This window comes from Luteimonas changyuni (assembly GCF_039548395.1).
GTDB lineage: Bacteria > Pseudomonadota > Gammaproteobacteria > Xanthomonadales > Xanthomonadaceae > Luteimonas.
This window is the reverse complement of sequence record NZ_JBCLUZ010000008.1, coordinates 1-25,151: the sequence shown is the minus strand read 5'-3', so window position 1 is coordinate 25,151 and position 25,151 is coordinate 1. Positions and strand designations below refer to the sequence as shown.

The window sequence follows — 25,151 nt, the reverse complement described above, 5'->3', positions numbered from 1 at the left end:
CGCTTCACGTGCGCGCCGCCGGCTGCGTGCTAGCGTCCGCAGCATTCAGATAGGAGCTTCGCCATGGCACGCATCCAACCGTCTTCATTCCGATGGCTGCTGGCCTCGCTTCTGCTCGGGCTGGTCACCGCCTGCGCCACCGGCCCGCGCATCAGCTCGGATTCCGACCCGCGCGTGGACTTCTCCGCCTACCGCACGTTCGCGTTCTACTCGCCCCTGGCGATCGAGCGCGAGGGCTATGCCAGCCTCGTCAGCGGTCGCATGAAGGCCGCGGCGCGCGCCGAGATGGAATCGCGCGGCTACCGCTACAGCGAGCAGGAGCCCGACCTGTGGCTCAACATCAACGCCTACATGCAACAGCGCACCGACGTCAGCACCATTCCCGACGTCGACTACGCCTACTACTACAGCTACCGGTATCGGGGCTACGTGGCCATGCCCTACTGGCATGACCGCACCACGGTGAGCCGCTACACCGAAGGTACGATGAACATCGACCTGGTGGATGCGGATCGCAATACGCTGGTCTGGGAAGGCATCGCCGTGGGTCGGGTCCGGCGCAACCAGGACCCGCTCGAGCGCGATGCGGCCATCGACAGCACGATTGCCGATATCTTCGCCGCCTATCCGCACCGCGCCGGAGCGCCTTGAGCGGCACTCGGCCGACCCGGCCACGCCGCGGGGCGGACGATGGTCGCCGCCTCAGCGCGTGAAAGCGGTCTGCAGGGAGGCGAGCCAGCCCTGCCAGCTGCCGCCGTCGCGGCTGGGGTCGTATTCGCTGCCCAGGGCCTGCATGCGCGCCCCAAGCGCGGCCTCGTCGAGGCCTTCGCCGGCCAGCTTTGAAAGATCATCGCGCACGGCGACGATCTCGGCGTCGGCTTCGCTGCCCAGGTAGGCATCGACGACACCGGTTGCGGTGTCGTGCTCCATCGCCCAGTCCTGGTGGAAATAGGCGGACAGGAAGTTCTCAAGCGCCGGGGTGTCGCTCATGCAGGGGCCTCGGGATCGTGATCAGGGCGTCGAAGGATAGCCGGTGACGATGCGATAGCCGGTGTCGAGCCGGTCCGAACGCTCCAGCACCAGACGTACGGAGAACACATCTTCGGCGCTGCTGTCGCCGCGCTTGACCGAGATGCCGGTGGTGGCGTCGAAGCTGGCGTCGATCACCAGGCGGTTGCCGCCCTGGCCGTCGACCCAGGCGTCGATGCGGCTCTGGTGCTCGGAGAGGGTGGCGGACACGAAGTGTTCGGCTTCCCCGATGTCGCGGAAGCTGGAAGCGGCGCTGATGTTGTCGTTGCGCACGCGGTCGACCAGCCACTCCTCGCTCTTGCCGACGTGGCGCTCGATCAGGTGGCCGCCGGCGTCTTCGTGGGCCTGGAGGCCGCCGCCGGGAACTTCGCCGGGCGCGTCGGGACCATCAGGGACGTCCGGGCCATCGACCTCATCGGCGCCCAGGTGGACGTCGAGTTCGTTGGCCGTGGCTTCGACCGCGTCGCGCTCGGCGCGCGGAAGCCGGCTCGTGTCGAGCTCGCCCAGGGCATCGCGGATACGGCCCAGCAGCGGGTCGAGGTGGTCGCCGAAGGTCTGGTCACCGCCGGCGAGGGAGATCGCGTCCCGTACCTGGCCGAGGAAGCTCTCGATGTCGCCGCCGTCGGCGAGGTCCTGGAGGTGGGAGACGAGATCGGCATCTGGATCGGCCGCCGCCGCCATGGCCATGCGGCCGGGAGACTGCTGGAGCGATGCCAGCGACCCTCCTGTCGCCGGGGAAAGGGCTTGGGTGACATCCATCACATGCGGCACCTCGTGTCGGGGGAGCCACGAAGCCTAGGGACCGCGCGCAGCCGTCGACAGCTGGTGCCTGCCCGAGGGTGGGCACTGCGCGCCATGCGTGCGCACGCGGCCCCGGCGCGGCACACTCCGCCGATGGTCGACATCCTCCGCAAGCCGATGCGCTGGTCCACCGCCGCGGCGAGGCATCCTTCGGCGCTGCTCCTGGCTGTGCAGCTGGCCAGCCTGCTGCTCTACCCGCTGATGGACGGCAGCGAAAGCCGCGTCCTGTTCAGCGCGTTCACCCTGGTGGCGGTGCCGCTGGCGGTCTGGGTGGTGTCGCGCAGCCACGCTGCAAACGGGTTCGCATGGGCGCTGGCCGTGCCCGCGATGCTGCTGGCCGGTGCTGCGATCGGCTTCGACCTGCCGCTGCTCGGGGTGGCCTCGGCCGCGCTGGAATCCGCGCTTTACTTCTACGCCGCCGGCGCGCTGATCGTGTACATGCTCGAGGATCACACGGTCACCGTCGACGAGCTGTTCGCGGCGGCCGCGGCGTTCACACTGCTGGCCTGGGGCTTCGCCTATGCCTTCCTGGTCTGCCAGGCGATCCTGCCGGCCAGCTTCACCGGCGTGGTCGAACCGGAACGGCCGCGACGCTGGATCGAACTGCTGTTCCTGAGCTTCTCGACGCTGTCGGGCACCGGCAACGGCGACATCATGCCGCTGACGCCCTATGCGCGGGTGCTGGTGATGCTGGAGCAGTTCGCGGGCGTGGGCTACATCGCCGCCGTGGTGTCACGGCTGATCGCGCTGAGCATCGTGCGCCAGCGTGGGCGCAGCCGGGACTGAGCGCCGGCGATCCGGGGAACCCTGCGTGCAGGTCCGGACGCCGGCATCCGGCGGCCCTTATGCCGCGCGGTAGCGCTCGATCGCCTCGAGCAGCAGGCCCTTGGCCTCGGCGGCGTTGCCCCAGCCTTCGATCTTGACCCACTTGCCCTTCTCGAGGTCCTTGTAGTGCTCGAAGAAGTGGCCGATGCGCTCCAGCCAGTGTCCCGAGACCTGGTCGATGTCGTGGATGTGCGCGTAGCCGGCGAACACCTTCGGCTCCGGCACCGCCAGCAGCTTCTCGTCGCTCCCAGCCTCGTCGGTCATCTTCAGCACGCCGACCGGGCGGCAGCGGATCACCGAACCCGGGACCAGCGGCAGCGGCAGGATCACCATCACGTCGGCCGGATCGCCGTCGCCGCAAACGGTGTTCGGGACGTAGCCGTAGTTGCAGGGGTAGCGCATGGGGGTCGACAGCACGCGGTCGACGAAGATCGCGCCGGACTCCTTGTCGACCTCGTACTTGACGGGCTCGGCGTCCTTGGGGATCTCGATGATGACGTTGATTTCGTCCGGCGGACTCTTGCCGGTAGTCACATGATCCAGGCCCATGGGTGCTCCAGTGGTGCGGGCGAACCGGGATGGCCGCTGCCGCGTAAGGGAAGGGCGCCCATTCTACGCGCCGCTGTTGCGACGCAGCAAAGGGCGTCGCAGGCGGTGCGCGGGGGATGAACAGGCGGCGGGCAGACCCGAGGTGGGGTACGCCCCAGCTTGGTGCGATTGACGGTCCGGTTACACAGTACGGCACCGTATCCACACCGAGAGCGCCCTGCATGAGCATCCAGTCCGCGAATTCCCTTCCAGGCGCCAGCGCCGCCGCCCAGTTCGAGCGCGCGGGCTACTGGAACAACCCCGACGCCCCGCACCAGCATGACCGCGGTGCCGAGGCCCTGGGTAGCGATGCCCCGGCGCCCCGCCAGGTCGACGTGGGCGGCACCGACGCCGTGGATGCCGACCAGGCGCCCGGGCAGGAGGAAGGTCGGACGATCGACGGCGGCTCCGACAATCCCGCCGGGCGCAGCCAGCGCAGCACGGTCGACGGCAAGCCGGTCGTGGTCGACCCGCTGCATTCCGAGAAGGGCCTGGAGGTGGCGCGCGAACGCACCATCGACGCCTGGAACCAGATCAGCAGCGACCAGCTGGTGTTCACCACCGGCGCCGGCAACGACAGCTTCGGCGTCAAGCAGCGCGACGACGGCACGCTCGACGTCAGCATCAACGGTGAGAACTACGAGGTGCATCTCGATCGCGGGCAGGAGCTGACGATCCGGGCGGGCGACGGCAACGACGTGATCGAGGTCGCGCCCAACGTCACGGTCAACATCGTGGTCGAGGGCGGCAAGGGCGACGACACCATCACCACCGGTGCCGGCGACGACCGCATCGACGGCGGCGAAGGCAACGACACCGTGTTCTCCGGCGCCGGCCGCGACGACATCTTCGGCCACGGCGGCAACGACGTGCTGACCGGTGGCGAAGGCGTCAACATCATCCACGGCGGCAACGGCGACGACGTGATCACCGCCGGCGCGGGCACCAACTTCATCGAGGGCGGCGCCGGCGACGACGTGATCCAGGGCGCCGGCACCAGCGACATCCTGTCCGGTGGCGTCGGCAACGACCGCATCGCCGCGGGCGACGGCAAGAGCACCATCTATACCGGTGCCGGCGACGACGCCGTGGACGGCGCCGGCGTCAACGCCACGGTCTACGCCGAGGTCGGCGACCTGATCAACTCGGCCACCGGCAGCAAGCCGACCGTGGTCAACGTCGCCATCGACGCCAATGCCGGCCATACCATCAAGGTCGAGGGTTCGGAAGGCTTCGTGCAGCGCATCCAGTCCGAGCTCGACTTCCTGCGCGCCTCGCCGGTGGGGCAGCAGATGCTCGCCGAGTTCGACAAGGCCGCCGACGTCAAGGGCAACATGGTCACGATCAAGGAGCTGGCCAACGAGCAGAACGGCTATGCCCAGACCTTCAGCCGCGACGCCGACATCGTGAACGGTCGCGCCGGCGCCGGCGGCAACGTCGACATCGTCTACAACCCGTCCTTCCACATGGATGCCTTCCCGGCCCCCGTGGTGGTGCTGTACCACGAGATGTCGCATGCCTACAACGGCGTGAACGGGAGCTTCCAGCCGGGTGAATACACCGGTCCGGGGCCTGACAACGGCACCGCCAACGCCGAGCGACAGGCCGTGGGCCTGGAGACCAGCGCACCCGCGTTCGACTTCGACGGCGATCGCTCGACTGCACCGACCACCGCCAACCCCGATCACCTGACCGAGAACGGCATCCGCGAGGAGCTGGGCATGCCGGACCGCCCGAGCTACGCGATCGAGTTCTGAACACATCCGGCTCGATGATGGTTCCGCGCAGCCTGCGTTCACCGCAGGCTGCGTGCGTTCGGTCATCCTGAGCGGTACCAACCAGGAGGCAGCACAGACATGGCCCTGAACATCATCCGGCACGCGGGCATCCTCGCGGCCGCCCTGTCGACCGCTGCAGTCGTGGCGCAGCCCGCGGTCGCGGGCGGACAAGTGGAGACCAACGCCGTGAACGAGGAAGACCAGGTGGCGCGCACCCGCGTGAGCGGGGAAGGGGCGATGCTCGAAGTCGCCTTCGACCCCGGCGCGCAGCGCCTGGCGGTGCGCTATCGCATCAGCAATGACGGCGACGCGCCGCTGGCGGTGTTCGATCGCGGCGACGTCCATTCGGTACTTAGCAAGCGCCTGGTGGCGGGTGAGGTGCCGGGGCCGAGGATGGAGGGCGGGGTCGACGGCCTCACCCTGTCGCATGCCGCGCAGGCGCTGCCGGATCCGGCACCGACGTCGCCGCCGACGCCTCTGGCCACGAAGCTCGGTCCGGGCGAACGCCTGGATGCCAGCTTCGATGTGGACCTGTCGCTGTCCCCCGCCAGCGTCGCGCGGGTGCGCTGGTGCCTGGGCGTGCTGCCCTTCGACGAGGCGGAGTTCAGGCCGGCGACCTCGGCGGGCGATGTCGCCCTGTGGTCGGCGCCCTTCAGCGTGATCGAGCGGCAGCAGTTGCTGTGCACGCCGTGGTTCGACATGGCGGCGGGGACGTTCGAAGGCGGCTGACGTGGGCGGGCGGTGACCGCCGCTGCGTACGAGCGGGCCTGAACGCAGAAGCGGCCCCGATGGGCCGCTTCTGCGTTGCAGGCCGGCACGGCCGGCGGGCGGCGTCGCTAGAGCAGCGGCACCAGCAACAGGGCCACGATGTTGGTGACCTTGATCAGCGGGTTCACCGCCGGACCCGCGGTGTCCTTGTAGGGATCGCCGACGGTATCGCCGGTGACCGCGGCCTTGTGCGCCTCGGAGCCCTTGCCGCCGTGGTGGCCTTCCTCGATGTACTTCTTGGCGTTGTCCCAGGCACCGCCGCCGGTGCACATCGAAATCGCCAGGAACAGGCCGGTCACGATGGTGCCCATCAGCAGGCCGCCGAGCGCGTCCGCGCCCAGCACCAGGCCGACGATGATCGGAATGGCCAGCGGCAGCAGCGAAGGCACGATCATCTCCCTGATTGCCGATCGCGTCAGCAGGTCGACCGCGCGGTCGTACTGCGGCTTGCCGGTGCCCTCCATGATCCCGGGGATCTCGCGGAACTGGCGCCGCACTTCCTCGACCACGGCGCCTGCCGCGCGACCCACGGCCTGCATCGCCATTGCGCCGAACAGGTACGGGATCATGCCGCCGATCAGCAGGCCGATGACCACGTTCGGGTTGTCGATGGAGAAGTTCACCGCGCGGCCCGAGGCTTCCAGCTTGTGCGCGTAGTCGGCGAACAGCACCAGTGCGGCCAGGCCCGCCGAACCGATCGCATAGCCCTTGGTCACCGCCTTGGTGGTGTTGCCCACGGCGTCGAGCGCGTCGGTGGTCTCGCGGATCTCCGGCGGCAGGCCGCTCATCTCGGCGATGCCGCCGGCGTTGTCGGTGATCGGGCCGTAGGCGTCGAGCGCCACGATCATGCCGGCCATCGACAGCATCGCGGTGGCGGCGATCGCCAGGCCGTAGAGCCCTGCGATCTCGTAGCAGCACCAGATCGCCGCGGCGACCGCGATCACCGGCGCCGCGGTCGACTTCATCGACACCGCGAGGCCTGCGATCACGTTGGTGCCATGGCCGGTTTCCGAGGCCCGGGCAACCTGCTGCACCGGCGCGTACTCGGTCGCGGTGTAGTACTCGGTGATCACCACCAGCGCCGCCGTCAGCACCAGGCCGATGATCGCGCACCAGAACAGCGGCATGGCGTGCTCGGGTCCGATCATGTTGTGGGTGATGAACCAGAAGGCGATCGCCGCCAGCACGCCCGACACCGCCAGGCCCCGGTACAGCGCGTTCATGATCTTGCCGCCCGGCCGCACCTTGACGAAGAAGGTGCCGATGATCGACGCGATGATCGACGCCGCGCCCAGCACCAGCGGATAGACCACGCCCGACCAGCCGTGGGTGCCGAAGAAGATGCCCGCCACCAGCATCGAGGCGATGATCGTGACCGCATAGGTCTCGAACAGGTCGGCCGCCATGCCGGCGCAGTCGCCGACGTTGTCGCCGACGTTGTCGGCGATCACCGCCGGGTTGCGCGGGTCGTCCTCGGGAATGCCGGCTTCGACCTTGCCCACGAGGTCCGCGCCGACGTCGGCACCCTTGGTGAAGATGCCGCCGCCAAGGCGCGCGAAGATCGAGATCAGCGAGGAGCCGAAGGCGAGGCCGATCATCGGCTGCAGCGCGGCCTCGACCGCCAGCGCGTCGCGGCCGTCGCCGATGACGTACATGAAGTAGCCGGCCACGCCCAGCAGGCCCAGGCCGACCACCAGCAGGCCGGTGACCGCACCGCCGCGGAAGCTGACCGCAAGCGCCTCGTTCAGCCCGACGGTGGCCGCCTGCGTGGTGCGCACGTTGGCACGCACCGAGACGAACATGCCGATGAAGCCGGCCACGCCCGAAAGCACCGCGCCGATCAGGAAGCCGATGGCGGTCGGCCAGCCGAGCGCCGGCACGAAGCCGATGACCAGGAACAGCACCACGCCGACGATGGCGATGGTGATGTATTGCCGCCGCAGGTAGGCGCCCGCGCCTTCCTGGATTGCCGCGGCGATCTGCTGCATGCGCTCGTTGCCCGCGGGTTGCGCCAGGATCCAGCGCGCTGAAACAATGCCGTAGATGATCGCCAGGCCGGCACAGGCAAGTGCCAGCCACAAAGCTTGTTGCTCGAGCATGAAACCCTCCCCAGGGTGTGGTCGGTGGCATCGGATTGGAGCTGGAACCGCCCGACTATGGCATAGGCTCCTGACGCGGTATTGCCGCGCTGCAGCGCGTGCGGACCGCGCCCCGGGGGAGGGCGTTCCTGGAAACGGGGGTGCGCATCACAGCGTGGAGGGCGGATTCAGGCGCCGCATGCCAGCCTGACCATCGCCCCGGTCCGAGGAATCCCCCGCGATGCGATCCGCCACTGCCTTCTGCCTGCTCGCCTTCGCCGCCGCGCCCGCGCTGGCCGGCGACCCGAAGCCCGAAATCACCCGTCCGGCGGCATCGGCGCAGGCGGTGGGCGTGGTCCACACGCTGCGCCAGATCCCGGAGGCCTGCGCGCGCATCGAAGGCGCGTTCACCGGCGATGCTGCCGATCCCTACCGCTTCGCCGTGGTCCGTACCAGCGCCAACTGCCAGCCGCGCGCCCGCTTCGTGGACGCGGCCAAGGCCAGGCCCTCGGTGGCGTCAGGCTGGGTGTTCAACGATGTGCTCAGGGTGCCGAGCGTGGAGTGCGCGTCGCGACAGGCAGTGGTGCGCGTGTGGCGCAAGCCGGTAGACCAGGCGATGGAGCTGGACGGCCAGGGCCAGTCGCGGATCTACATCGAAGAGTCGAAGCAGGCCGCCGCCGCCGGCAGGATCGCGGCGACCCCGATGTACGCCGCCGAGATGGGCGTGGAAGGCAAGGCCTGCGCGGCCGAGTGACGCGACGCTTGTTGCTGATGCGGCGGCTGCGGACACGGCTCCCGCTGACCGGGTTCCTGTAGGAGCAGCTATCGCTGCTCCCCGCTGGTCGTGTCCGTAGCCGCCCTTGCGGGTGGCTCAACGGTCGCAGCTATAGCTGCTCCTACGGGAGAGCTCAGCTTTCCCAGGCCGGCAGCTTTTTCGCAACGGCGACATTCTTCAGGGTGACGTACTTCGGCAGGCCGTCGCGACCGTAGGGCGGGTAGGCCTCGCCGCGGATGAGCGGCTCGAGATAGGTTCTCGCCGCGGCCGTGATGCCGTAGCCGTCGCGGCGGATGAAGCCCCTGGGCATGGTCTTTTCGCGGTTGGCGATCCGGGCCAGCGGCGCCGGCTCGATCTTCCAGCGATAGGGCGCGTCGGACGTGCGGACGATCGCCGGCATGGTCGCGTTGCGGCCCTCCAGGGCAAGGCGCACGGCGGCCTTGCCCACCGCCATGGCGTGGTCGAGGTCGGTCTTCGAGGCGATGTGGCGCGCCGAGCGCTGCAGGTAGTCGGGCAGGGTCCAGTGCACTTTCAGGTCGAGGCGGTCCTTCACCCGTCCCGCCAAGTAGGAGGCGACTCCGCCAAGCTGGGTGTGGCCGAACGAGTCCTTGCCGCCGCCCGCGTCCGCCACGAAGCTGCCGTCCGCTGTGCGGATGCCCTCGCTGGCCACGACCACGCAGTAGCCGACGCGATCGACGACCTTGCGCACCCGGGCCAGGAAGTCCTCCTCGTCGTAGGCGCGCTCCGGGAACAGGATCAGGTGCGGCGCCGCATCGGGGCCGTCGCCGGCCAGGCCCGCGGCGGCCGCCAGCCAGCCGGCGTGGCGGCCCATGGCCTCGTAGACGAACACCTTCGTGGAGGTGTCGGCCATCGCCGCGACGTCCAGCGCCGCCTCGCGCACCGAGACCGCGGTGTACTTGGCCGCCGAGCCGAAGCCGGGGCAGCAGTCGGTGACCACCAGGTCGTTGTCGACCGTCTTCGGCACGCCGATGCAGGTCAGCGGGTAGTCGAACTCAGCGGCCAGCTGCGAGACCTTGTGGGCGGTGTCCGCGGAATCATTGCCGCCGTTGTAGAGGAACCAGCGCACGTCGTGGGCGCGCAGCACGTCGAGCAGGCGCTCGTACTTGGCGCGGTCGGCGTCCAGTGATTTCAGCTTGTAGCGGCACGAGCCAAAGGCCCCGCCGGGAGTGTGGGCCAGGGCGCGGATCGCGGCCACGGGCTCCTTCGAGGTGTCGATCAGCTCCTCGCGCAGGGCGCCGAGGATGCCGTTGCGGCCGGCCAGCACGCGGACTTTTCGGGCGCGCGCTTCGGTGATGACAGCCGAGGCGGTGGCGTTGATGACGGCGGTGACGCCGCCGGACTGGGCGTAGAACAGGCAACCTTTGGGCATCTCGGGTCCGTGGGAAAGGGGCTTCGGGCCGGGGGGGTGATTACGGTAAGCTGGCGCGGTCGTGGCCGCAGGCGGTGGATTCTACGCCCCGCACCGTCCACGCCCCGAGACCACATGGAGCGTTCAATGCGACTGGTACTGCTTGGTGCGCCGGGTTCCGGCAAAGGGACGCAGGCCTCGCGCCTGAAGGAGCACCTGAAGGTGCCGCACGTGTCGACCGGCGACCTGCTGCGCGCGGAGGTCAAGGCCGGCAGCGCGCTGGGCCTGCAGGCGAAAGAGGTGATGGCCCGCGGCGAGCTGGTGTCCGACGCGATCCTGCTCGGCATGCTCGAGGACCGGCTCTCCCGCGACGACGTGGCCAATGGCTTCATCCTCGACGGCTATCCACGCAACCTGGCCCAGGCGGCCGCGCTCGACGCGCTGCTCGAGCGCATCGGCCAGCCGATGGACGCCGCGATCCAGCTGGAAGTCGACAACGAGCTGCTGATCGACCGCCTGGCCGGCCGCGCACAGGCCGAGGGCCGTTCCGACGACAATCCCGAGTCGGTCCGCAAGCGCCTGCAGGTCTATGACGAGCAGACCGCGCCGGTGATCGGCTACTACCGCGATGCCGGCAGGCTCGGCGTGGTGGACGGCGTCGGCACGCTCGACGAGGTCTTCGACCGCATCCGGGCGGCGCTCGCCCGGTCCTGACGCCTTGAAGCTGCATATCCTCGGCATCGCCGGCACCTTCATGGGCGGCGTGGCCGCACTGGCGCGCGAGCTCGGCCATGCGGTCGAGGGCAGCGACCAGGCGGTGTACCCACCGATGTCGACCCAGCTCGAGCGCCTCGGCATCGAGCTGCGCCAGGGCTACGACCCCGCCAATATCTCGGACGATTGCGACCAGGTGGTGATCGGCAACGCGCTGTCGCGCGGCAACGCCGCGGTCGAGCATGTGCTGGACCACGGCCTGGCCTACACCTCCGGCGCGGAGTGGCTGCGCGACGAGGTGCTGCCGGGGCGCGACACCATCGCTGTCGCCGGCACGCACGGGAAAACCACGACCACCACGATCCTCGCCTGGCTGCTCGAGGCCGCGGGGCGTCATCCCGGATTCCTGATCGGGGGCGTGGCGGAGGATTTCGGGGTGTCTGCGCGGATTGGCGGCATGCACGACGGTGTTCGGCGTCAGGGCCTTGAACACGCTCCCTTCGTGGTCGAAGCCGACGAATACGACACCGCCTTCTTCGACAAGCGCTCCAAGTTCGTGCACTACCGGCCGCTGGTGGCGGTGCTCAACAACCTCGAGTTCGACCACGCCGATATTTTCCCGGACCTGGCCGCGATCCAGCGCCAGTTCCACCATTTCGTGCGCACGGTTCCCGGCCGTGGGCGCCTGGTGGTCAACGGCGAGGACCCGCACCTGGCCGAAGTGCTGGCCATGGGCTGCTGGACGCCGGTCGTGCGCTTCGGCATCGACGGCGGCCAGGGCGCGCTGGACTGGAGCGCGCGGCTGCTGGCTGACGACGGCAGCGCCTTCGCCGTGCTGCACGCCGGGAAGGAAGTCGGCGTGGTGCGCTGGCCGCTGCTCGGCCGGCACAACGTGATGAATGCGCTCGGTGCCCTGGCCGCCTGCGATGCGGTGGGCGTCGATGTCGCCTCGGTACTGCCGGCGCTGGGAGCCTTCCGCAGCGTCAAGCGGCGCATGGAGCTGCTCGGCGCGGCCGCCGGGATCAGCGTCTATGACGACTTCGCCCACCATCCCACCGCCATCGCCACCACCCTGGAAGGCCTGCGGGCACGGGTCGGCGAGGGGCGGATCGTGGTGGCGATGGAGCCGCGCAGCAACTCGATGCGCCTTGGTGCGCACGCGAAGGCGTTGGCGCCCTCGCTCGCGCTGGCCGATGCGGTGGTGTTCCTCCATCGCGCCGGCCTGGAGTGGGATGCGGGCGCGGTGGTCGGCGGACTCCGCGGCGAGGGCGTTGCGGTATCCGATGTGGACGCGTTGCTGTCGAGCCTGCGTGCCCTCGTGCATGAAGGCGACCATGTGGTGTTCATGTCCAATGGCGGCTTCGACGGCGCGCCGCGTCGTTTCCTCGGCATGCTGCGCGGCGACTGAGGCCGCACCATGCCGTCGCCTCGCCGTGGCCTTGACGCGCACGGCGCGTAAACTGCGGGCGATGGCCGATCCACCGCTGCTTCCGCTGTTCCCGCTGCAGACCGTGCTGGTGCCCGGCGCGATGCTGGGCCTGCGCGTGTTCGAACCGCGCTACCTCGACCTTGTCGGCGAATGCGGTCGCCGCGGCAGCGGCTTCGGCGTTTGCCTGATCACCGAGGGCAGCGAGGTCGGCTCACCCGCGGTTCCGGCGGAGTTCGGCACCGAAGCGCTGATCGAGGACTTCGGCACCGACGAGGACGGCCTGCTGACCCTGCGCGTGCGCGGCGCGCGGCGGTTCCGCGTGGCGCGCACGGCGGTGCGCGACAGCGGCCTGGTCGAAGCCGAAGTGGAGTGGCGCGTGGACGAACCCGCCCATGCCCGGCTGCGCCCCGAGCACGCGCTGCTCGGCACCCTGCTGGAACGCATCTTCGACCAGGTCGGCCGGCCACCGGGCATCGAGCCGGGGTCCCAGGATGCCGCCGGGATCGGTTGGCGCCTGCTCGAGCTGTTGCCGATGCCCGAAGAGCGGCGGGTCGAACTGCTGGCCATCGACGATCCCCACGCCCGGCTCGAGGGCCTGCTGGCGCTGATCGGCTAGGGCCGGGCTCCGGCCACCGGCGGCAGCCGCAGGCGCAAGACCTGTTGGCCGGATGCCGGGTGCGGGTCTTCCCGCAGATCGGATCCGGCGAGGTCCTTGCGCAGCAGGGCGTAGGCGCTGCTGGTGTCCGCGTCGGGCGACCACAGTCCGAACAGGTCGAAGGGGCGCGCGTGGCTGAGGGTCTGGACCGTGCCGATCCAAAGCGGCGTGCCGTTGCGCGGCTGCCGCGGTGCGTGCCATAGGCGGAGCACCAGGATGCGGCCATCGTCGAGCGTGCGGCGCGCCAGCAGGGCTTCGGCGCTGGCGCCCAGGGTGGCCGGCAACACCTTCTGCTCCAGTGCCGGAGTGTCATCGTCAAGCAGCAGCAGGGTGTCGCTCCAGTCCGCCTGGGCCTGGATGATCCAGCCGCGCTGGCGGAGGTGTGTTTCCAGCGGCTGCAGCGGCCCGGCGACCTGCACATCCAGGGGCCAGCGGCGACTGGCGTCGCGCTCGTTGCGCTGCGAGGGCAGGGCCGCCCAGCCGTCCCGCCACCAGCTGTCGAGGTCGATGTTGGCCGGTGCCGGCTGCGGTGCGAAGCGCTCCAGCAACGGGTCCACCGCCCGCGGCGCGTGCCACAGGGCGGCCAGCAGGAAGGCGCCGTAGAACAGGCCTGCAAGCGGCCGCATCCAGAACGAGCGCGCCACGTGGCGGCGATAGGCGATGCCCAGCGCCAGCAACCATGCGACGCCCAGCAGCATGCCGCCGACCAGGTCGGTCAGCCAGTGCGCGCCCAGGTACAGCCGCGCGAAGCCCAGCACCGCCACCACCGCGCCGGAGACCAGGTAGGGCCAGACCCGCTGCCGCCCGGGGAGTTCGCGTGCGATCAGCACGGCGAAGAAGCCGAAGGTGATGGTGGTCATCGTCAGGCCCACCGAGGGGAAGCCGAAGCCGCTGAGCGCGGTCGGCGGGCGCGGCATGTCGATCGCCGCCTCCAGCGCCGCGGTCAGCACCAGGCCGAAGGCCAGCGCCGCCAGCCAGTGCGCCGCCGCCATCCAGCGCCGCCGCCACAGCAACCACAGCGTGGACAGCGCGATCGGCAGGCCGAGGACCACCGGGTCGCCGATCGACGCCAGCCCCGCCATCAGCCGGTCGGCCAGCGGGTTGCGCAGCGCGTACATGGCGTCGTGGATGCGCAGGTCCAGCGCCAGCGGCTCGCCGCGCGCCAGCATCGTCGCCAGCAGGGTGAACCAGGCCACGCCAATGGCCAGCAGGCAGGCTGCCAGCAGCACCAGCGAAGCGGATTCCGGGCGGTTGGGCGAGATCAGCGCGGCGGCGTAGCGGCCCAGGCGCGGGTGGTCGCGGGTCCAGCGCAGGGCGCGCGCCAGCAGCGCGTCGGCGTGGTTGGCGAACCAGCGATACGTATAGAGGACCAGCGACCAGGCCAGCGCGATCGCCGCCAGCAGCGCGGCGACCACCAGCGCAAGGCGGTCGGCGACCGCGGCCACCGCGTCGTAGGCCTCGCCAAGCAGCCAGCCCGGGCCGAGGAACAGCACCGCCCAGGAGATCGCGGCGACGATGCTCGCGGGAACGTAGCGGCGCAGCGGCATCCGCGACATGCCGGCGATCGCGGGCACGAAAGGACGCACCGGGCCGACATAGCGGGCGATGAAGATGCCCTTGATCTCGTTGCGCCGGAACAGCACTCCGGCGCGGTCGAGCAGCTGCGGGTACTTCCTGAAAGGCCAGGTGGCGCGCAGCTGCGGGCCCCAGCGGTAGCCGATCCAGTAGCTGCTGGCATCGCCGGCCAGTGCGCCAAGCGCTGCGCAGGCGATCGCGTATGGCCCCGAGATCTCGCCGAAGCCGATCAGCACGCCGATCGCGAACAGCAGCGGCAGCGCGGGGACGACGGCGCCGAGGATGATGACGGCATCGCAGAAGGCGATCAGGAAAATGGCGACGCCGGCGGCCACGGGGTGGGCGCCGATCCAGGTAACGAGGCTGTCGAACCAGGCACTCACCGCCGCGATTATGGCAGCCGGAGGTGGCCAAGCGCCGCCTACAATGTCGCCATGGATGATTCCGGTTCAGTGGAAGTGCGCGCGCTGAAGGCCGACAGCTTCGGCCGCATCGGTCTGATGCGCCGCGAAGGCGGGGACGCTCGGCCCGGTGCCGGGAACGCCGGCGCGACCCTGTTCGTGCGTCGCGACCTGCGCCACGTGCCGTGGTGGCTGCGGCTCCCCGCCTGGTGGCTGGCGCGGCGCGAGGCGCGCGGACTCGAAGCGGTGGCGGGGATGGCCGACGTCCCGCAGCTGCTGCGCTGGGACGGCCGCACGCTTGATCGCAGCTACATGCCCGGCGATGCGATGTACCAGCGCCCGCCGCACGGCGACGTCGCCTACTTCCGTCGCGCGCGTCGGCTGCTGCGGCAGCTGCACCACCACGGGCTGGCCCACAACGACCTGGCCAAGGAAGCCAACTGGCTGGTGCTCGAGGACGGCCGCCCGGCGATCATCGACTTCCAGCTGGCGGTGCGCGGCCGTCCGCGCTCACCCTGGATGCGCCTGCTCGCGCGCGAAGACCTGCGCCACCTGCTCAAGCACAAGCGCACTTACTGCCCGGACCGCATCACTCCGGTCGAGCGCCGCGTGCTCAAGCGCACCTCGTGGCTGCGAGACGCCTGGTTCGCCACCGGCAAGCCCGTCTACCGCTTCGTGACCCGCAAGGTGCTGAAGTGGGAAGACAACGAAGGCCGGGGCCCGAAGCCCTGAGGGCGTCCGCCACGACCCCATCGCCGGACCACCTGCGCCGCGCCCCACCGCAGGAGCAGCTATAGCTGCGACCCACCCCTCTTGAAGCAGCCGCTATCCACACCGATTCATCCCTGCGGAAGCCGCTACAGCCGCAACTCCCCCAAAGCCGTGACCCTGTCGGAGCCACGGCCGCCATGTCCTATCATCATCCGATCGCAGCTATAGCTGCTCTTACAGGGGGTGTCCTGCCATGACGTCCACACTTTCCGGCAAGACCCTCTTCATCACCGGCGGCTCGCGCGGCATCGGCCTGGCGATCGCGCTGCGCGCCGCGCGCGACGGCGCCAACATTGCCATCGCGGCCAAGTCGGATGTTGCCAACCCCAGGCTGCCGGGCACCATCCACACCGCCGCGAAGGCGGTCACCGACGCCGGCGGCCAGGCCCTGGCGCTGAAATGCGACATCCGCGAGGAGGACCAGGTGCGCGCCGCGGTCGCGGCCACCGTCGACGCCTTTGGCGGCATCGACATCCTGGTCAACAACGCCAGCGCGATCTGGCTGCGCGGCGCGCTCGATACGCCGATGAAGCGTTTCGACCTGATGCAGCAGGTCAACTCCCGCGGCAGCTTCCTCTGCGCCCAGGCCTGCCTGCCGCACCTGCTTGAGGCGCCGAACCCGCACATCCTCACCCTGGCGCCGCCGCCCTCGCTGGACCCGAAGTGGTGGGGTCCGCACACCGGCTACACCCTGGCCAAGATGGGCATGAGCTTCGTGACCCTCGGGCTTGCGGCCGAGTTCGGGCCGCAGGGCGTGGCGGTCAACGCACTGTGGCCGCGCACGATCATTGGCACCGATGCGCTGAACATGATCCCGGGCGTCGAGCCGGGCAACGGCCGTTCGCCGGAGATCATGGGCGACGCCGCCCACGCCGTGCTGGTGCGCCCCGCGGCGGACTTTGCCGGCAATTTCCTGATCGATGACGAGGTCCTGGCCGGGGCCGGCGTCACCGACCTGTCGGGCTACGCCATGGATCCGTCGAAGCCGCTGTTCCCGGACCTGTTCCTCGACTGAGCCCCGCCCCATGTCCGACACCGCCTCCCTCCTTGCCCTCGGTCGCGACCACTACCTGCCGGTCTACCGCCAGCGCGGGGTGGTGCTAGAACGCGGCGAAGGCGCCCGGGTCTGGGACAGCGAAGGCCGCGACTACATCGACTTCGCGGCCGGCATCGCGGTCTGCAGCCTGGGACACGCCGATCCCGACCTCGTCGCCGCCCTGGTCGAGCAGGCCGGCAAGCTCTGGCACACCAGCAACGTCTTCCACAGCGAGCCGCCGCTGCGCCTGGCGCAGGAACTCGTCCAGGCCTCGCGCTTTGCCGAGCGTGTGTTCCTCTGCAACTCCGGTGCCGAGGCCAACGAGGCGGCGATCAAGCTGGTACGCAAGTGGGCGGCCGCGCAGGGGCGGGGACCGGAGCGGCGGGTGATTCTCACCTTCCGCGGCAGTTTCCATGGACGGACGCTGGCCACGGTCACCGCGACCGCGCAGCCGAAGTACCAGGAAGGCTATGAGCCGCTGCCCGGCGGATTCAGCTACGTCGATTTCAATGACGTCGCGCAGCTAGAAGTGGCGATGGCCGGAGGCGACGTCGCCGCGGTCATGCTCGAGCCGGTGCAGGGCGAAGGCGGCGTGGTCGTGGCCGCGCCCGGCTTCCTGCAGGCGGTGCGCGCGCTGTGCGACCGGCACGGCGCGCTGCTGGTCCTCGACGAGATCCAGAGCGGCATGGGGCGCACGGGTGCGCTGTTCGCGCACTGGCACGATGGCGTAACCCCCGACATCGTCACCCTGGCCAAGGCGCTGGGAGGCGGCTTCCCGGTCGGCGCCATGCTGGTCGGGCCCAAGGCCGCCGGCGCCATGCAGTTCGGCGACCACGGCACGACCTTTGGCGGCAACCCGCTGGCGGCCGCGGTGGCGCGGGTGGCGCTGCGCAAGCTGGCTTCGCCGGAGGTCGCGGCCAACGTCGCGCGCCAGGAAGCCGCGCTGCGCGCGGGGCTCGCGGCCATCGATGCCCGGCACGATGTGTTCGGCGAGATCCGTGGGCGCGGCCTCATGCTCGGTGCGGTGTTGCGTCCGGAACATGCGGGTCGGGCTGCCGGCATCCTCGATCGTGCAGCCGCCCACGGCCTGCTGCTGCTGCAGGCAGGGCCTGACGTGCTGCGTTTCGTGCCCGCCCTGACCATCAGCGACGCCGAGATGGCGGAGGGCCTGGTGAGGCTCAAGGCCGCACTTGCCTGAACCGGCCTGGCGGGTCAGTCGACCTCCTGCGGCGGCAGCGCGCGGCCGCACTTGCGGCAGTGCCAGGCATCCGCTTCATGGTCGGGCAGGCCGCATTCGTCGCAGCGGACCTGGCGCCTGCGCGGCTGCAGCGAGCGCGCGAGCTCGGCGGTGTAGATGCCGGTCGGCACGGCGATGATGCTGTAGCCGATCACGATCAGCACCGAGGTGATGAAGCGGCCGAAGCCGGTGGTCGGCGCAACGTCGCCGAAACCCACGGTGCCGACGGTCACGATCGCCCAGTACATGCCCGTGGGGATGCTGGTGAAGCCGCGCTCGGGGCCTTCGACCACGTACATCAGCGCGCCGAAGATGACCACGATGGTCAGCAGCGTGGCGATGAACACGAAGATCTTGCGTCGGCTCCGCAGCAGTGCCTGGATCAGCACCCCGGCCTCGCTCGAGTACTCGACCAGCTTGAGCACGCGGAATATCCGCAGCAGGCGCAGCGCACGGATCACGGCGAACGAGGCGCCGGCCGGGAACAGCAGCGACAGGAAGGTGGGCAGGATCGCCAGCAGGTCGATCACCCCGAAGAAGCTGGTCGCGTAGCGCAGCGGTCGCCTGACCGTCCACAGGCGCACCGCATACTCGAAAGTGAATGCCAGCGTGAATATCCATTCCAGCGCGTACAGCCAGGCGTGCCAGCGGGCCTTCACCGCGGGAACGCTGTCCAGCATCACCACGGCCACGCTGGCGAGGATCACCAGGATCAGCACCAGGTCGAAGTTGCGTTCGTCCGGAGCGTCGTGATGGAAGATGCGCCGGTACCAGAGGTGGCGCGCACCGACGGTGGAGGCCGGCTGGAACTCCTTCTCGAACAGGCTCTTGCCGGCGTCAGCGGGATGCGGCATCGGCGACCACCTTGAACGCCTCGCGCGCCGCGGCCAGCGTGGCCTCGACCACCGCCTCGTCGTGGGCGCTGGAAACGAAGCCGGCCTCGTACGCCGATGGCGCCAGGAACACGCCGCGCTCCAGCATCGCGTGGAAGAAGCGTTTGAACGCCGCGCTGTCGCAGGCAATGGCGTCGTCATAGGTGTCGACCTTGCGGTCGGTGAAGAACAGCCCGTACATCGCGCCAACGCGGTTGGTGGTCAGCGGCACGCCGGCCTCGCGCGCGGCAGCCTCGAAGCCGTCGCACAGGGTGTTGGTGGTGGCTTCCAGGCGGTCGTGGAAGCCTGGCTCCTGCACCAGGTCCAGCATCGCCAGGCCCGCGGCCATCGCCACCGGGTTGCCGCTGAGCGTGCCGGCCTGGTAGATCGGGCCGGCCGGCGCGATCTGCTGCATCAGCTCGCGGCGGCCGCCATAGGCGCCCACCGGCATGCCGCCGCCGATGATCTTGCCGAAGGTGGTCAGGTCGGGCGTCACGCCATAGCGCGCCTGCGCGCCGCCGAGGGCCACGCGGAAGCCGGTCATCACTTCGTCGAAGATCAACAGCGCGCCGTGCTTCGTGCACAGCTCGCGCAGGTGCTGCAGATAGCCTTCGCGCGGCGGCAGGCAGTTGGCGTTGCCGACCACCGGCTCGATGATCACCGCAGCGACCTCGCTGCCGATGTCATCGAACAGCTTTGTCGCGGCCTCGAAATCGTTGTAGCTGATGGTGGAGGTCAGCTCGCCCAGCGCGGCCGGCACGCCCGGCGACGTCGGCACGCCGAGTGTCAGCATGCCGCTGCCGGCCTTCACCAGGAAGGAGTCGCCGTGGCCGTGGTAGCAGCCTTCGAACTTGACGATCCGCTGGCGGCCGGTGGCGCCGCGCGCCAGGCGCACCGCCGACAGCGTGGCCTCGGTGCCGGAGTTGACCATGCGCACCATTTCGCAGGACGGCACCAGGCGGGTGATGGTCTCGGCCATGGTCACCTCGGCCCGGCAGGGCGCGCCGAACGAGAGGCCGTTGCCGATCGCCGCCTGCACAGCTTCGCGCACCTTCGGGTGGTTGTGGCCGACGATCATCGGCCCCCAGGAGCCGACATAGTCTATGTAGCGGTTGCCGTCGACGTCATGCAGGCAAGCGCCATCGGCGCGCTCGACGAAAAACGGCTCACCGCCGACCGACTTGAACGCGCGTACCGGCGAATTGACCCCGCCCGGGATCAGCTCAACGGCGCGGGAGAACAGGGCGTGTGACGTGTCGTGTTTCATCGCGATGGATTCCTGTAGTAGCGCCGGCAGGCGCGAATGGCGTGATGGTGATTGTCGCGGACGCCATGGCGCCGCGCGGGACGCGCCCGGTGCAACCGGCTCTAGGCGACAGGTGCCTCGAACGCCTGGAGGTAGGACTGCGCCGCGGCCACCGGATCAGGCGCGTCGAAGACGCCGCTGATCACCGCGACCAGGTCCGCGCCGGCATCGACCACGATACGGGCATTGTCCGGCGTGACCCCGCCAATGGCCACCCGCGGCAGGCCGAACTTCGCCGCGCTGTGCAGCAGCCCGGGCGTTGCACGGCGGGCCAGCGGCTTGGTCGGTGAGGGAAAGAACGCGCCGAACGCCAGATAGTCGGCGCCCGCGGCCGCTGCCCGTTCCGCGTGCCGCAGGCTGTCATAGCAGGAGGCGCCGATGATCGCGCGGCCGCCAAGCGCCTCGCGCGCGGCGCGGATGTCGCCGTCGCCTTCGCCCAGGTGCACGCCATCGGCGCCGCAGGCAAGCGCAAGCCGCCAGTCGTCGTTGATCAGGAGCGGTACGCCGCGCTCACGGCAAAGCGGCAGCAAGGCTGCAATCTGTGCGCGCGCCAGCGTGGCGTCGGCAAGCTTGTTGCGGTACTGCAGCAGCGCCGCCTTCGCGAGCACCGCCGAGACCCGGGCCAGCAGGCGCGACGTGTCGGGCTCGTCCGGCGTCAGCAGATAGAGACCGCGCGCGTGGGCCTGCAGGCGTGGAGGCGTTGCCTCGGACATGGCGTGGTTTCCTGTCGATGGGCGTGATGGGAGAATGGCGGCCCGCGCCGTGCGCGACCGGAACGCATTATCCGATGAACGACACCACCGCCTACCGCACTTGGATGTGCGTGGTCTGCGGCTTCATCTATGACGAAGCCCTGGGCCTGCCCGAAGAAGGCATCGCCCCCGGAACGCGCTGGGAGGATGTCCCCGACACCTGGACCTGTCCGGACTGCGGCGTGACCAAGGACGATTTCGAGATGATGGCGCTCTGAACCGCCCCGGGTGACCGCATTCAGCGCCCGGGAGCGATGCCCGGGCCGAGTTCCAGCGCGGCGCCATCTTCCAGCCCCAGCCGGCGAGCCTCGCCGGCATTGAGCTCAAGCACGTACAGCGCCGGCGCCCGGCTTGGATAGGGCGGGCAGCGGTCTCCCGCCGAGCACGGCGGCACTCCGCGCTGCTGTGACACCAGGCGCAGCGATGCGTCGAAATACAGGATGTCCAGCGGGATCCGCGTGTTCTTCATCCAGTAGGCCTGGCGCTCTTCCCGCTCATGGATGAACAGCATGCCGTGGCCATCCGCCAGCGAGTCCCGGAACATCAGGCCACGCGCCCGCGCCTCGTCATCGGCTGCCACCTCGACCATATAGCGGTCGCCGGCGAGTTCCACCCAGGCTCCGTCACTGGCGCACGCGGACGCAAGCATGGTGGTGCAGCACAGCATCAAGGCAACAAAGGACATGCGCATGGGCGACATCTCTGGGCATATAGAGGGTGTGCGCCAACACTCCGGGAGAGGCGCGGCGCGGTCAAGTGGAATGACTTTCATCCGACCCCTTCCCAAATTCCTCCCGGCGCTGCACAATGCGCGCCCCGCCAAGCAGCGGCCGGCACCGCCGGCAACCGCGAAGCAGGGAAGAACGAAAAGCCACTTCACAGGGTGTTGACGTTCTTCGAAACCGCGCTAAGATGTGCGGCTCCCCTGACGGAAACGGCCTCCGGGCCACGACGACAAGGGAGGCTGGAATCAACCCCAGACAGGGTGTTGACGAAAGCGAAAGTCGCGCTAAGATGGGCGGCTCGCTTCGGACAAACGGTCACTGACCGCCAACTCCGAAGCACGCTGAAGGAGACGCCCTCAGGGTGTTGACGGAAGCAAAAGTCGCGCTATAATGGGCGGCTCGCTTCGGACAAACGGTCACCGACCGCCACCTCCGAAGCACGCTGAAGAAAATACCTCAACAGGGTGTTGACGGAAGCAAAAACCGCGCTACAATGTGCGGCTCGCCTCGGAGGAAACGACGGGGCAACGGGAAAGGCGCTGAGGCCGATCCCCATGATCTTTGACAGTGTGCGCAGGTGACTTGTGCGGGCGTCTGGCAAGTGGATGGTTGTCCATATTGCAGACGTTCGTAACAAGAGCAACAAATCAAGCAAATGCAGAAATGCATGCGAGTGATTCGAGCTCGGGACGACGACTGCACTCAAAGCGTTTGGACTTCGGTCCATGCAATTTCAAGTGAAGAGTTTGATCCTGGCTCAGAGTGAACGCTGGCGGCAGGCCTAACACATGCAAGTCGAACGGCAGCACAGGAGAGCTTGCTCTCCGGGTGGCGAGTGGCGGACGGGTGAGGAATACATCGGAATCTGCCTATTTGTGGGGGATAACCTCGGGAAACCGGGACTAATACCGCATACGACCTACGGGTGAAAGCGGAGGACCTTCGGGCTTCGCGCAGATAGATGAGCCGATGTCGGATTAGCTAGTTGGAGGGGTAATGGCCCACCAAGGCGACGATCCGTAGCTGGTCTGAGAGGATGATCAGCCACACTGGGACTGAGACACGGCCCAGACTCCTACGGGAGGCAGCAGTGGGGAATATTGGACAATGGGCGAAAGCCTGATCCAGCCATGCCGCGTGAGTGAAGAAGGCCTTCGGGTTGTAAAGCTCTTTTGTTGGGGAAGAAAAGCAATCGGTTAATACCCGGTTGTTCTGACGGTACCCAAAGAATAAGCACCGGCTAACTTCGTGCCAGCAGCCGCGGTAATACGAAGGGTGCAAGCGTTACTCGGAATTACTGGGCGTAAAGCGTGCGTAGGTGGTTCGTTAAGTCTGATGTGAAAGCCCCGGGCTCAACCTGGGAATTGCATTGGATACTGGCGGGCTAGAGTACGGTAGAGGGTGGCGGAATTCCTGGTGTAGCAGTGAAATGCGTAGATATCAGGAGGAACATCCGTGGCGAAGGCGGCCACCTGGACCAGTACTGACACTGAGGCACGAAAGCGTGGGGAGCAAACAGGATTAGATACCCTGGTAGTCCACGCCCTAAACGATGCGAACTGGATGTTGGGGACAATTGAGTCTTCAGTATCGAAGCTAACGCGTTAAGTTCGCCGCCTGGGGAGTACGGTCGCAAGACTGAAACTCAAAGGAATTGACGGGGGCCCGCACAAGCGGTGGAGTATGTGGTTTAATTCGATGCAACGCGAAGAACCTTACCTGGCCTTGACATGTCGAGAACTTTCCAGAGATGGATTGGTGCCTTCGGGAACTCGAACACAGGTGCTGCATGGCTGTCGTCAGCTCGTGTCGTGAGATGTTGGGTTAAGTCCCGCAACGAGCGCAACCCTTGTCCTTATTTGCCAGCACGTAATGGTGGGAACTCTAAGGAGACCGCCGGTGACAAACCGGAGGAAGGTGGGGATGACGTCAAGTCATCATGGCCCTTACGGCCAGGGCTACACACGTACTACAATGGTCAGGACAGAGGGCTGCAAACCCGCGAGGGCAAGCCAATCCCAGAAACCTGATCTCAGTCCGGATCGGAGTCTGCAACTCGACTCCGTGAAGTCGGAATCGCTAGTAATCGCAGATCAGCATTGCTGCGGTGAATACGTTCCCGGGCCTTGTACACACCGCCCGTCACACCACGGGAGTCTGTTGCACCAGAAGCAGGTAGCTTAACCTTCGGGAGGGCGCTTGCCACGGTGTGGCCGATGACTGGGGTGAAGTCGTAACAAGGTAGCCGTATCGGAAGGTGCGGCTGGATCACCTCCTTTAGAGACTAAAGACAGCTAATTGCCTGTCAGGCGTCCGCACAAGTGACCTGCATCCAGGAGTTCCACGGCGAAAGCCGGGGGACCGACCCCGTTTTTGGGGCCTTAGCTCAGCTGGGAGAGCACCTGCTTTGCAAGCAGGGGGTCGTCGGTTCGATCCCGACAGGCTCCACCACGCTGGGGAAGACATTGGGTCTGTAGCTCAGGTGGTTAGAGCGCACCCCTGATAAGGGTGAGGCCGGTGGTTCGAGTCCTCCCAGACCCACCATTCCTGGATGATCTGCGCACACACTGAAGATTTAGAAGCGGGACGGCATTGTGGCCGGTCCGCGTTCTTTGAAAATCAGGGACGTAGCGAGCGTTTGAGACGAATATCCAAACGTGTCGTTGAGGCTAAGGCGGGGCCCTAGAGGCCCTACATAAATTGAGTGGTTATATTCACGTCCGTGCTTTGTACGCATGGACTGCATATGGCTCCGAGGCGACTTGGGGTTATATGGTCAAGTGAATAAGCGCACACGGTGGATGCCTTGGCGGTCAGAGGCGATGAAGGACGTGGTAGCCTGCGAAAAGTGTCGGGGAGCTGGCAACAAGCTTTGATCCGGCAATGTCCGAATGGGGAAACCCACTCCGCAAGGAGTATTGCATGGTGAATACATAGCCATGCAAGGCGAACCCGGGGAACTGAAATATCTAAGTACCCGGAGGAAAAGAAATCAACCGAGATTCCCCTAGTAGCGACGAGCGAACGGGGAGCAGCCCAAAAGTTGTTCCGGTTCTAGCAAAACAGTCTGGAAAGACTGGCCATAGAAGGTGACAGCCCTGTATGCGAAAGGGCCGGAATGATGATAAGTGAGTAGGGCGGGGCACGAGAAACCCTGTCTGAACATGGGGGGACCATCCTCCAAGGCTAAATACTCCTGACCGACCGATAGTGAACCAGTACCGTGAGGGAAAGGCGAAAAGAACCCCGGTGAGGGGAGTGAAATAGACCCTGAAACCGTGTGCGTACAAGCAGTAGGAGCTCCTTCGTGGAGTGACTGCGTACCTTTTGTATAATGGGTCAGCGACTTACTGTTCGTGGCGAGCTTAACCGTATAGGGGAGGCGAAGGGAAACCGAGTCTGATAAGGGCGCATAGTCGCGGGCAGTAGACCCGAAACCGGGTGATCTAGTCATGCCCAGGGTGAAGGTACCGTAACAGGTACTGGAGGCCCGAACCCACTCCCGTTGCAAAGGTAGGGGATGAGGTGTGATTAGGAGTGAAAAGCTAATCGAACCCGGAGATAGCTGGTTCTCCTCGAAAGCTATTTAGGTAGCGCCTCGCACGAATCTTCTTGGGGGTAGAGCACTGTTATGGCTAGGGGGTCATTGCGACTTACCAAACCATTG

The 25,151-nt window shown here is 67.8% G+C and carries 22 protein-coding genes, 2 tRNA genes and 2 rRNA genes; 16 read left to right on the top strand and 10 right to left on the bottom strand.

Annotated elements, in window-relative coordinates:
* The first annotated feature begins 63 nt into the window (after positions 1 to 63).
* Positions 64 to 651 (top strand): DUF4136 domain-containing protein, encoded by a 588-nt coding sequence (locus tag WCD84_RS05040; RefSeq protein ID WP_343254753.1) that lies wholly within the window; start codon positions 64 to 66, stop codon positions 649 to 651.
* A 51-nt stretch (positions 652 to 702) separates the two neighbouring features.
* On the opposite strand, the gene WCD84_RS05035 is transcribed toward WCD84_RS05040, so the two are convergent.
* Together WCD84_RS05035 and WCD84_RS05030 are read right to left on the bottom strand one after the other, a co-directional pair.
* Positions 703 to 990, bottom strand: coding sequence for a contact-dependent growth inhibition system immunity protein (locus WCD84_RS05035; protein WP_343280629.1), 288 nt, complete (start codon positions 988 to 990; stop codon positions 703 to 705).
* A gap of 21 nt (positions 991 to 1,011) precedes the next feature.
* Positions 1,012 to 1,788 carry an RNase A-like domain-containing protein gene (locus WCD84_RS05030; protein ID WP_343280628.1) on the bottom strand — a complete coding sequence of 259 codons (777 nt, stop codon included), beginning with the start codon at positions 1,786 to 1,788 and terminating at the stop codon, positions 1,012 to 1,014.
* Positions 1,789 to 1,923: 135 nt separating this feature from the next.
* On the opposite strand from WCD84_RS05030, the gene WCD84_RS05025 reads away from it, so the two are divergent.
* Entirely contained in the window at positions 1,924 to 2,616 is a 693-nt protein-coding gene (locus tag WCD84_RS05025) for a potassium channel family protein (RefSeq protein WP_343280627.1), read from the top strand.
* A 57-nt stretch (positions 2,617 to 2,673) separates the two neighbouring features.
* Here WCD84_RS05025 and ppa read toward each other — a convergent pair whose 3' ends face one another.
* Positions 2,674 to 3,204, bottom strand: a complete 531-nt coding sequence (gene ppa / locus WCD84_RS05020) for an inorganic diphosphatase (protein WP_343279010.1) — start codon at positions 3,202 to 3,204, stop codon at positions 2,674 to 2,676.
* A gap of 221 nt (positions 3,205 to 3,425) precedes the next feature.
* Between ppa and WCD84_RS05015 the strand changes: the two genes are divergently transcribed.
* Both WCD84_RS05015 and WCD84_RS05010 read left to right on the top strand, forming a co-directional pair.
* Positions 3,426 to 5,000, top strand: coding sequence for a M91 family zinc metallopeptidase (locus WCD84_RS05015; protein WP_343280626.1), 1,575 nt, complete (start codon positions 3,426 to 3,428; stop codon positions 4,998 to 5,000).
* A gap of 99 nt (positions 5,001 to 5,099) precedes the next feature.
* Positions 5,100 to 5,750, top strand: coding sequence for a hypothetical protein (locus tag WCD84_RS05010; protein ID WP_343254747.1), 651 nt, complete (start codon positions 5,100 to 5,102; stop codon positions 5,748 to 5,750).
* A gap of 107 nt (positions 5,751 to 5,857) precedes the next feature.
* Here the strand turns inward: WCD84_RS05010 and WCD84_RS05005 are convergent, their stop codons facing one another.
* A complete protein-coding gene (locus WCD84_RS05005) occupies positions 5,858 to 7,888 on the bottom strand; it encodes a sodium-translocating pyrophosphatase (RefSeq protein WP_343254746.1) in 2,031 nt (676 codons plus the stop codon).
* Between the two features lie 220 nt (positions 7,889 to 8,108).
* Between WCD84_RS05005 and WCD84_RS05000 the strand changes: the two genes are divergently transcribed.
* A complete protein-coding gene (locus WCD84_RS05000) occupies positions 8,109 to 8,621 on the top strand; it encodes a hypothetical protein (protein ID WP_343254745.1) in 513 nt (170 codons plus the stop codon).
* 154 nt (positions 8,622 to 8,775) lie between these two features.
* Here WCD84_RS05000 and WCD84_RS04995 read toward each other — a convergent pair whose 3' ends face one another.
* Positions 8,776 to 10,032, bottom strand: coding sequence for a 6-phosphofructokinase (locus WCD84_RS04995; RefSeq protein WP_343280625.1), 1,257 nt, complete (start codon positions 10,030 to 10,032; stop codon positions 8,776 to 8,778).
* Positions 10,033 to 10,158: 126 nt separating this feature from the next.
* Between WCD84_RS04995 and WCD84_RS04990 the strand changes: the two genes are divergently transcribed.
* The 3 genes from WCD84_RS04990 to WCD84_RS04980 all read left to right on the top strand — a co-directional run bounded on the left by WCD84_RS04990 (position 10,159) and on the right by WCD84_RS04980 (position 12,770).
* Entirely contained in the window at positions 10,159 to 10,725 is a 567-nt protein-coding gene (locus WCD84_RS04990; RefSeq protein WP_343280624.1) for an adenylate kinase, read from the top strand.
* A 40-nt stretch (positions 10,726 to 10,765) separates the two neighbouring features.
* On the top strand, positions 10,766 to 12,133 hold the full coding sequence (mpl, locus tag WCD84_RS04985; RefSeq protein WP_449280065.1) for a UDP-N-acetylmuramate:L-alanyl-gamma-D-glutamyl-meso-diaminopimelate ligase: 1,368 nt from the start codon (positions 10,766 to 10,768) through the stop codon (positions 12,131 to 12,133).
* A gap of 61 nt (positions 12,134 to 12,194) precedes the next feature.
* Positions 12,195 to 12,770, top strand: a complete 576-nt coding sequence (locus tag WCD84_RS04980) for an LON peptidase substrate-binding domain-containing protein (RefSeq protein WP_343280623.1) — start codon at positions 12,195 to 12,197, stop codon at positions 12,768 to 12,770.
* Here WCD84_RS04980 and WCD84_RS04975 read toward each other — a convergent pair.
* On the bottom strand, positions 12,767 to 14,767 hold the full coding sequence (locus tag WCD84_RS04975) for a bifunctional DedA family/phosphatase PAP2 family protein (protein WP_343280622.1): 2,001 nt from the start codon (positions 14,765 to 14,767) through the stop codon (positions 12,767 to 12,769). The genes WCD84_RS04980 and WCD84_RS04975 overlap by 4 nt on opposite strands.
* Positions 14,768 to 14,818: 51 nt before the next feature.
* Here WCD84_RS04975 and WCD84_RS04970 point away from each other — a divergent pair, with 51 nt between their 5' ends.
* The 3 genes from WCD84_RS04970 to WCD84_RS04960 all read left to right on the top strand — a co-directional run bounded on the left by WCD84_RS04970 (position 14,819) and on the right by WCD84_RS04960 (position 17,790).
* Positions 14,819 to 15,517, top strand: coding sequence for a serine/threonine protein kinase (locus WCD84_RS04970; RefSeq protein ID WP_343280621.1), 699 nt, complete (start codon positions 14,819 to 14,821; stop codon positions 15,515 to 15,517).
* Positions 15,518 to 15,749: 232 nt separating this feature from the next.
* On the top strand, positions 15,750 to 16,571 hold the full coding sequence (locus tag WCD84_RS04965; RefSeq protein WP_343280620.1) for an SDR family oxidoreductase: 822 nt from the start codon (positions 15,750 to 15,752) through the stop codon (positions 16,569 to 16,571).
* A gap of 10 nt (positions 16,572 to 16,581) precedes the next feature.
* Positions 16,582 to 17,790 (top strand): acetylornithine transaminase, encoded by a 1,209-nt coding sequence (locus tag WCD84_RS04960; protein WP_343280619.1) that lies wholly within the window; start codon positions 16,582 to 16,584, stop codon positions 17,788 to 17,790.
* Between the two features lie 14 nt (positions 17,791 to 17,804).
* Here WCD84_RS04960 and WCD84_RS04955 read toward each other — a convergent pair whose 3' ends face one another.
* The 3 genes from WCD84_RS04955 to thiE all read right to left on the bottom strand — a co-directional run bounded on the left by WCD84_RS04955 (position 17,805) and on the right by thiE (position 20,720).
* On the bottom strand, positions 17,805 to 18,683 hold the full coding sequence (locus WCD84_RS04955) for an ion transporter (protein ID WP_343254737.1): 879 nt from the start codon (positions 18,681 to 18,683) through the stop codon (positions 17,805 to 17,807).
* Positions 18,667 to 19,968, bottom strand: coding sequence for a glutamate-1-semialdehyde 2,1-aminomutase (gene hemL, locus WCD84_RS04950; protein WP_343280618.1), 1,302 nt, complete (start codon positions 19,966 to 19,968; stop codon positions 18,667 to 18,669). The genes WCD84_RS04955 and hemL overlap by 17 nt, the downstream gene beginning before the upstream one ends.
* A 101-nt stretch (positions 19,969 to 20,069) precedes the next feature.
* Positions 20,070 to 20,720: a thiamine phosphate synthase gene (gene thiE / locus WCD84_RS04945; protein ID WP_343280617.1), complete on the bottom strand. Its 651-nt coding sequence runs from the start codon at positions 20,718 to 20,720 to the stop codon at positions 20,070 to 20,072.
* 26 nt (positions 20,721 to 20,746) lie between these two features.
* Here thiE and WCD84_RS04940 point away from each other — a divergent pair, with 26 nt between their 5' ends.
* Entirely contained in the window at positions 20,747 to 20,977 is a 231-nt protein-coding gene (locus WCD84_RS04940) for a rubredoxin (protein ID WP_343254792.1), read from the top strand.
* A gap of 20 nt (positions 20,978 to 20,997) precedes the next feature.
* On the opposite strand, the gene WCD84_RS04935 is transcribed toward WCD84_RS04940, so the two are convergent.
* On the bottom strand, positions 20,998 to 21,444 hold the full coding sequence (locus WCD84_RS04935; RefSeq protein ID WP_343280616.1) for a DUF192 domain-containing protein: 447 nt from the start codon (positions 21,442 to 21,444) through the stop codon (positions 20,998 to 21,000).
* Between the two features lie 774 nt (positions 21,445 to 22,218).
* On the opposite strand from WCD84_RS04935, the gene WCD84_RS04930 reads away from it, so the two are divergent.
* From WCD84_RS04930 to WCD84_RS04915, 4 genes are all read left to right on the top strand, one after another.
* Positions 22,219 to 23,763, top strand: a 16S ribosomal RNA gene (locus WCD84_RS04930).
* A 96-nt stretch (positions 23,764 to 23,859) separates the two neighbouring features.
* Positions 23,860 to 23,935: transfer RNA gene (locus tag WCD84_RS04925), tRNA-Ala, on the top strand.
* 16 nt (positions 23,936 to 23,951) lie between these two features.
* A tRNA-Ile gene (locus tag WCD84_RS04920) sits at positions 23,952 to 24,028 on the top strand.
* A gap of 230 nt (positions 24,029 to 24,258) precedes the next feature.
* A 23S ribosomal RNA gene (locus tag WCD84_RS04915) occupies positions 24,259 to 25,151 on the top strand; the annotation flags it as partial.

Bases quoted from the DNA above. Each gene is read 5' to 3' on its own strand.
- WCD84_RS05040 (WP_343254753.1), top strand. From the start codon at position 64: ATGGCACGCATCCAACCGTCTTCATTCCGATGGCTGCTGGCCTCGCTT.
- WCD84_RS05035 (WP_343280629.1), bottom strand. From the start codon at position 990: ATGAGCGACACCCCGGCGCTTGAGAACTTCCTGTCCGCCTATTTCCAC.
- WCD84_RS05030 (WP_343280628.1), bottom strand. From the start codon at position 1,788: ATGGATGTCACCCAAGCCCTTTCCCCGGCGACAGGAGGGTCGCTGGCA.
- WCD84_RS05025 (WP_343280627.1), top strand. From the start codon at position 1,924: ATGGTCGACATCCTCCGCAAGCCGATGCGCTGGTCCACCGCCGCGGCG.
- ppa (WP_343279010.1), bottom strand. From the start codon at position 3,204: ATGGGCCTGGATCATGTGACTACCGGCAAGAGTCCGCCGGACGAAATC.
- WCD84_RS05015 (WP_343280626.1), top strand. From the start codon at position 3,426: ATGAGCATCCAGTCCGCGAATTCCCTTCCAGGCGCCAGCGCCGCCGCC.
- WCD84_RS05010 (WP_343254747.1), top strand. From the start codon at position 5,100: ATGGCCCTGAACATCATCCGGCACGCGGGCATCCTCGCGGCCGCCCTG.
- WCD84_RS05005 (WP_343254746.1), bottom strand. From the start codon at position 7,888: ATGCTCGAGCAACAAGCTTTGTGGCTGGCACTTGCCTGTGCCGGCCTG.
- WCD84_RS05000 (WP_343254745.1), top strand. From the start codon at position 8,109: ATGCGATCCGCCACTGCCTTCTGCCTGCTCGCCTTCGCCGCCGCGCCC.
- WCD84_RS04995 (WP_343280625.1), bottom strand. From the start codon at position 10,032: ATGCCCAAAGGTTGCCTGTTCTACGCCCAGTCCGGCGGCGTCACCGCC.
- WCD84_RS04990 (WP_343280624.1), top strand. From the start codon at position 10,159: ATGCGACTGGTACTGCTTGGTGCGCCGGGTTCCGGCAAAGGGACGCAG.
- mpl (WP_449280065.1), top strand. From the start codon at position 10,766: ATGGGCGGCGTGGCCGCACTGGCGCGCGAGCTCGGCCATGCGGTCGAG.
- WCD84_RS04980 (WP_343280623.1), top strand. From the start codon at position 12,195: ATGGCCGATCCACCGCTGCTTCCGCTGTTCCCGCTGCAGACCGTGCTG.
- WCD84_RS04970 (WP_343280621.1), top strand. From the start codon at position 14,819: ATGGATGATTCCGGTTCAGTGGAAGTGCGCGCGCTGAAGGCCGACAGC.
- WCD84_RS04965 (WP_343280620.1), top strand. From the start codon at position 15,750: ATGACGTCCACACTTTCCGGCAAGACCCTCTTCATCACCGGCGGCTCG.
- WCD84_RS04960 (WP_343280619.1), top strand. From the start codon at position 16,582: ATGTCCGACACCGCCTCCCTCCTTGCCCTCGGTCGCGACCACTACCTG.
- WCD84_RS04955 (WP_343254737.1), bottom strand. From the start codon at position 18,683: ATGCCGCATCCCGCTGACGCCGGCAAGAGCCTGTTCGAGAAGGAGTTC.
- hemL (WP_343280618.1), bottom strand. From the start codon at position 19,968: ATGAAACACGACACGTCACACGCCCTGTTCTCCCGCGCCGTTGAGCTG.
- thiE (WP_343280617.1), bottom strand. From the start codon at position 20,720: ATGTCCGAGGCAACGCCTCCACGCCTGCAGGCCCACGCGCGCGGTCTC.
- WCD84_RS04940 (WP_343254792.1), top strand. From the start codon at position 20,747: ATGGGAGAATGGCGGCCCGCGCCGTGCGCGACCGGAACGCATTATCCG.
- WCD84_RS04935 (WP_343280616.1), bottom strand. From the start codon at position 21,444: ATGTCCTTTGTTGCCTTGATGCTGTGCTGCACCACCATGCTTGCGTCC.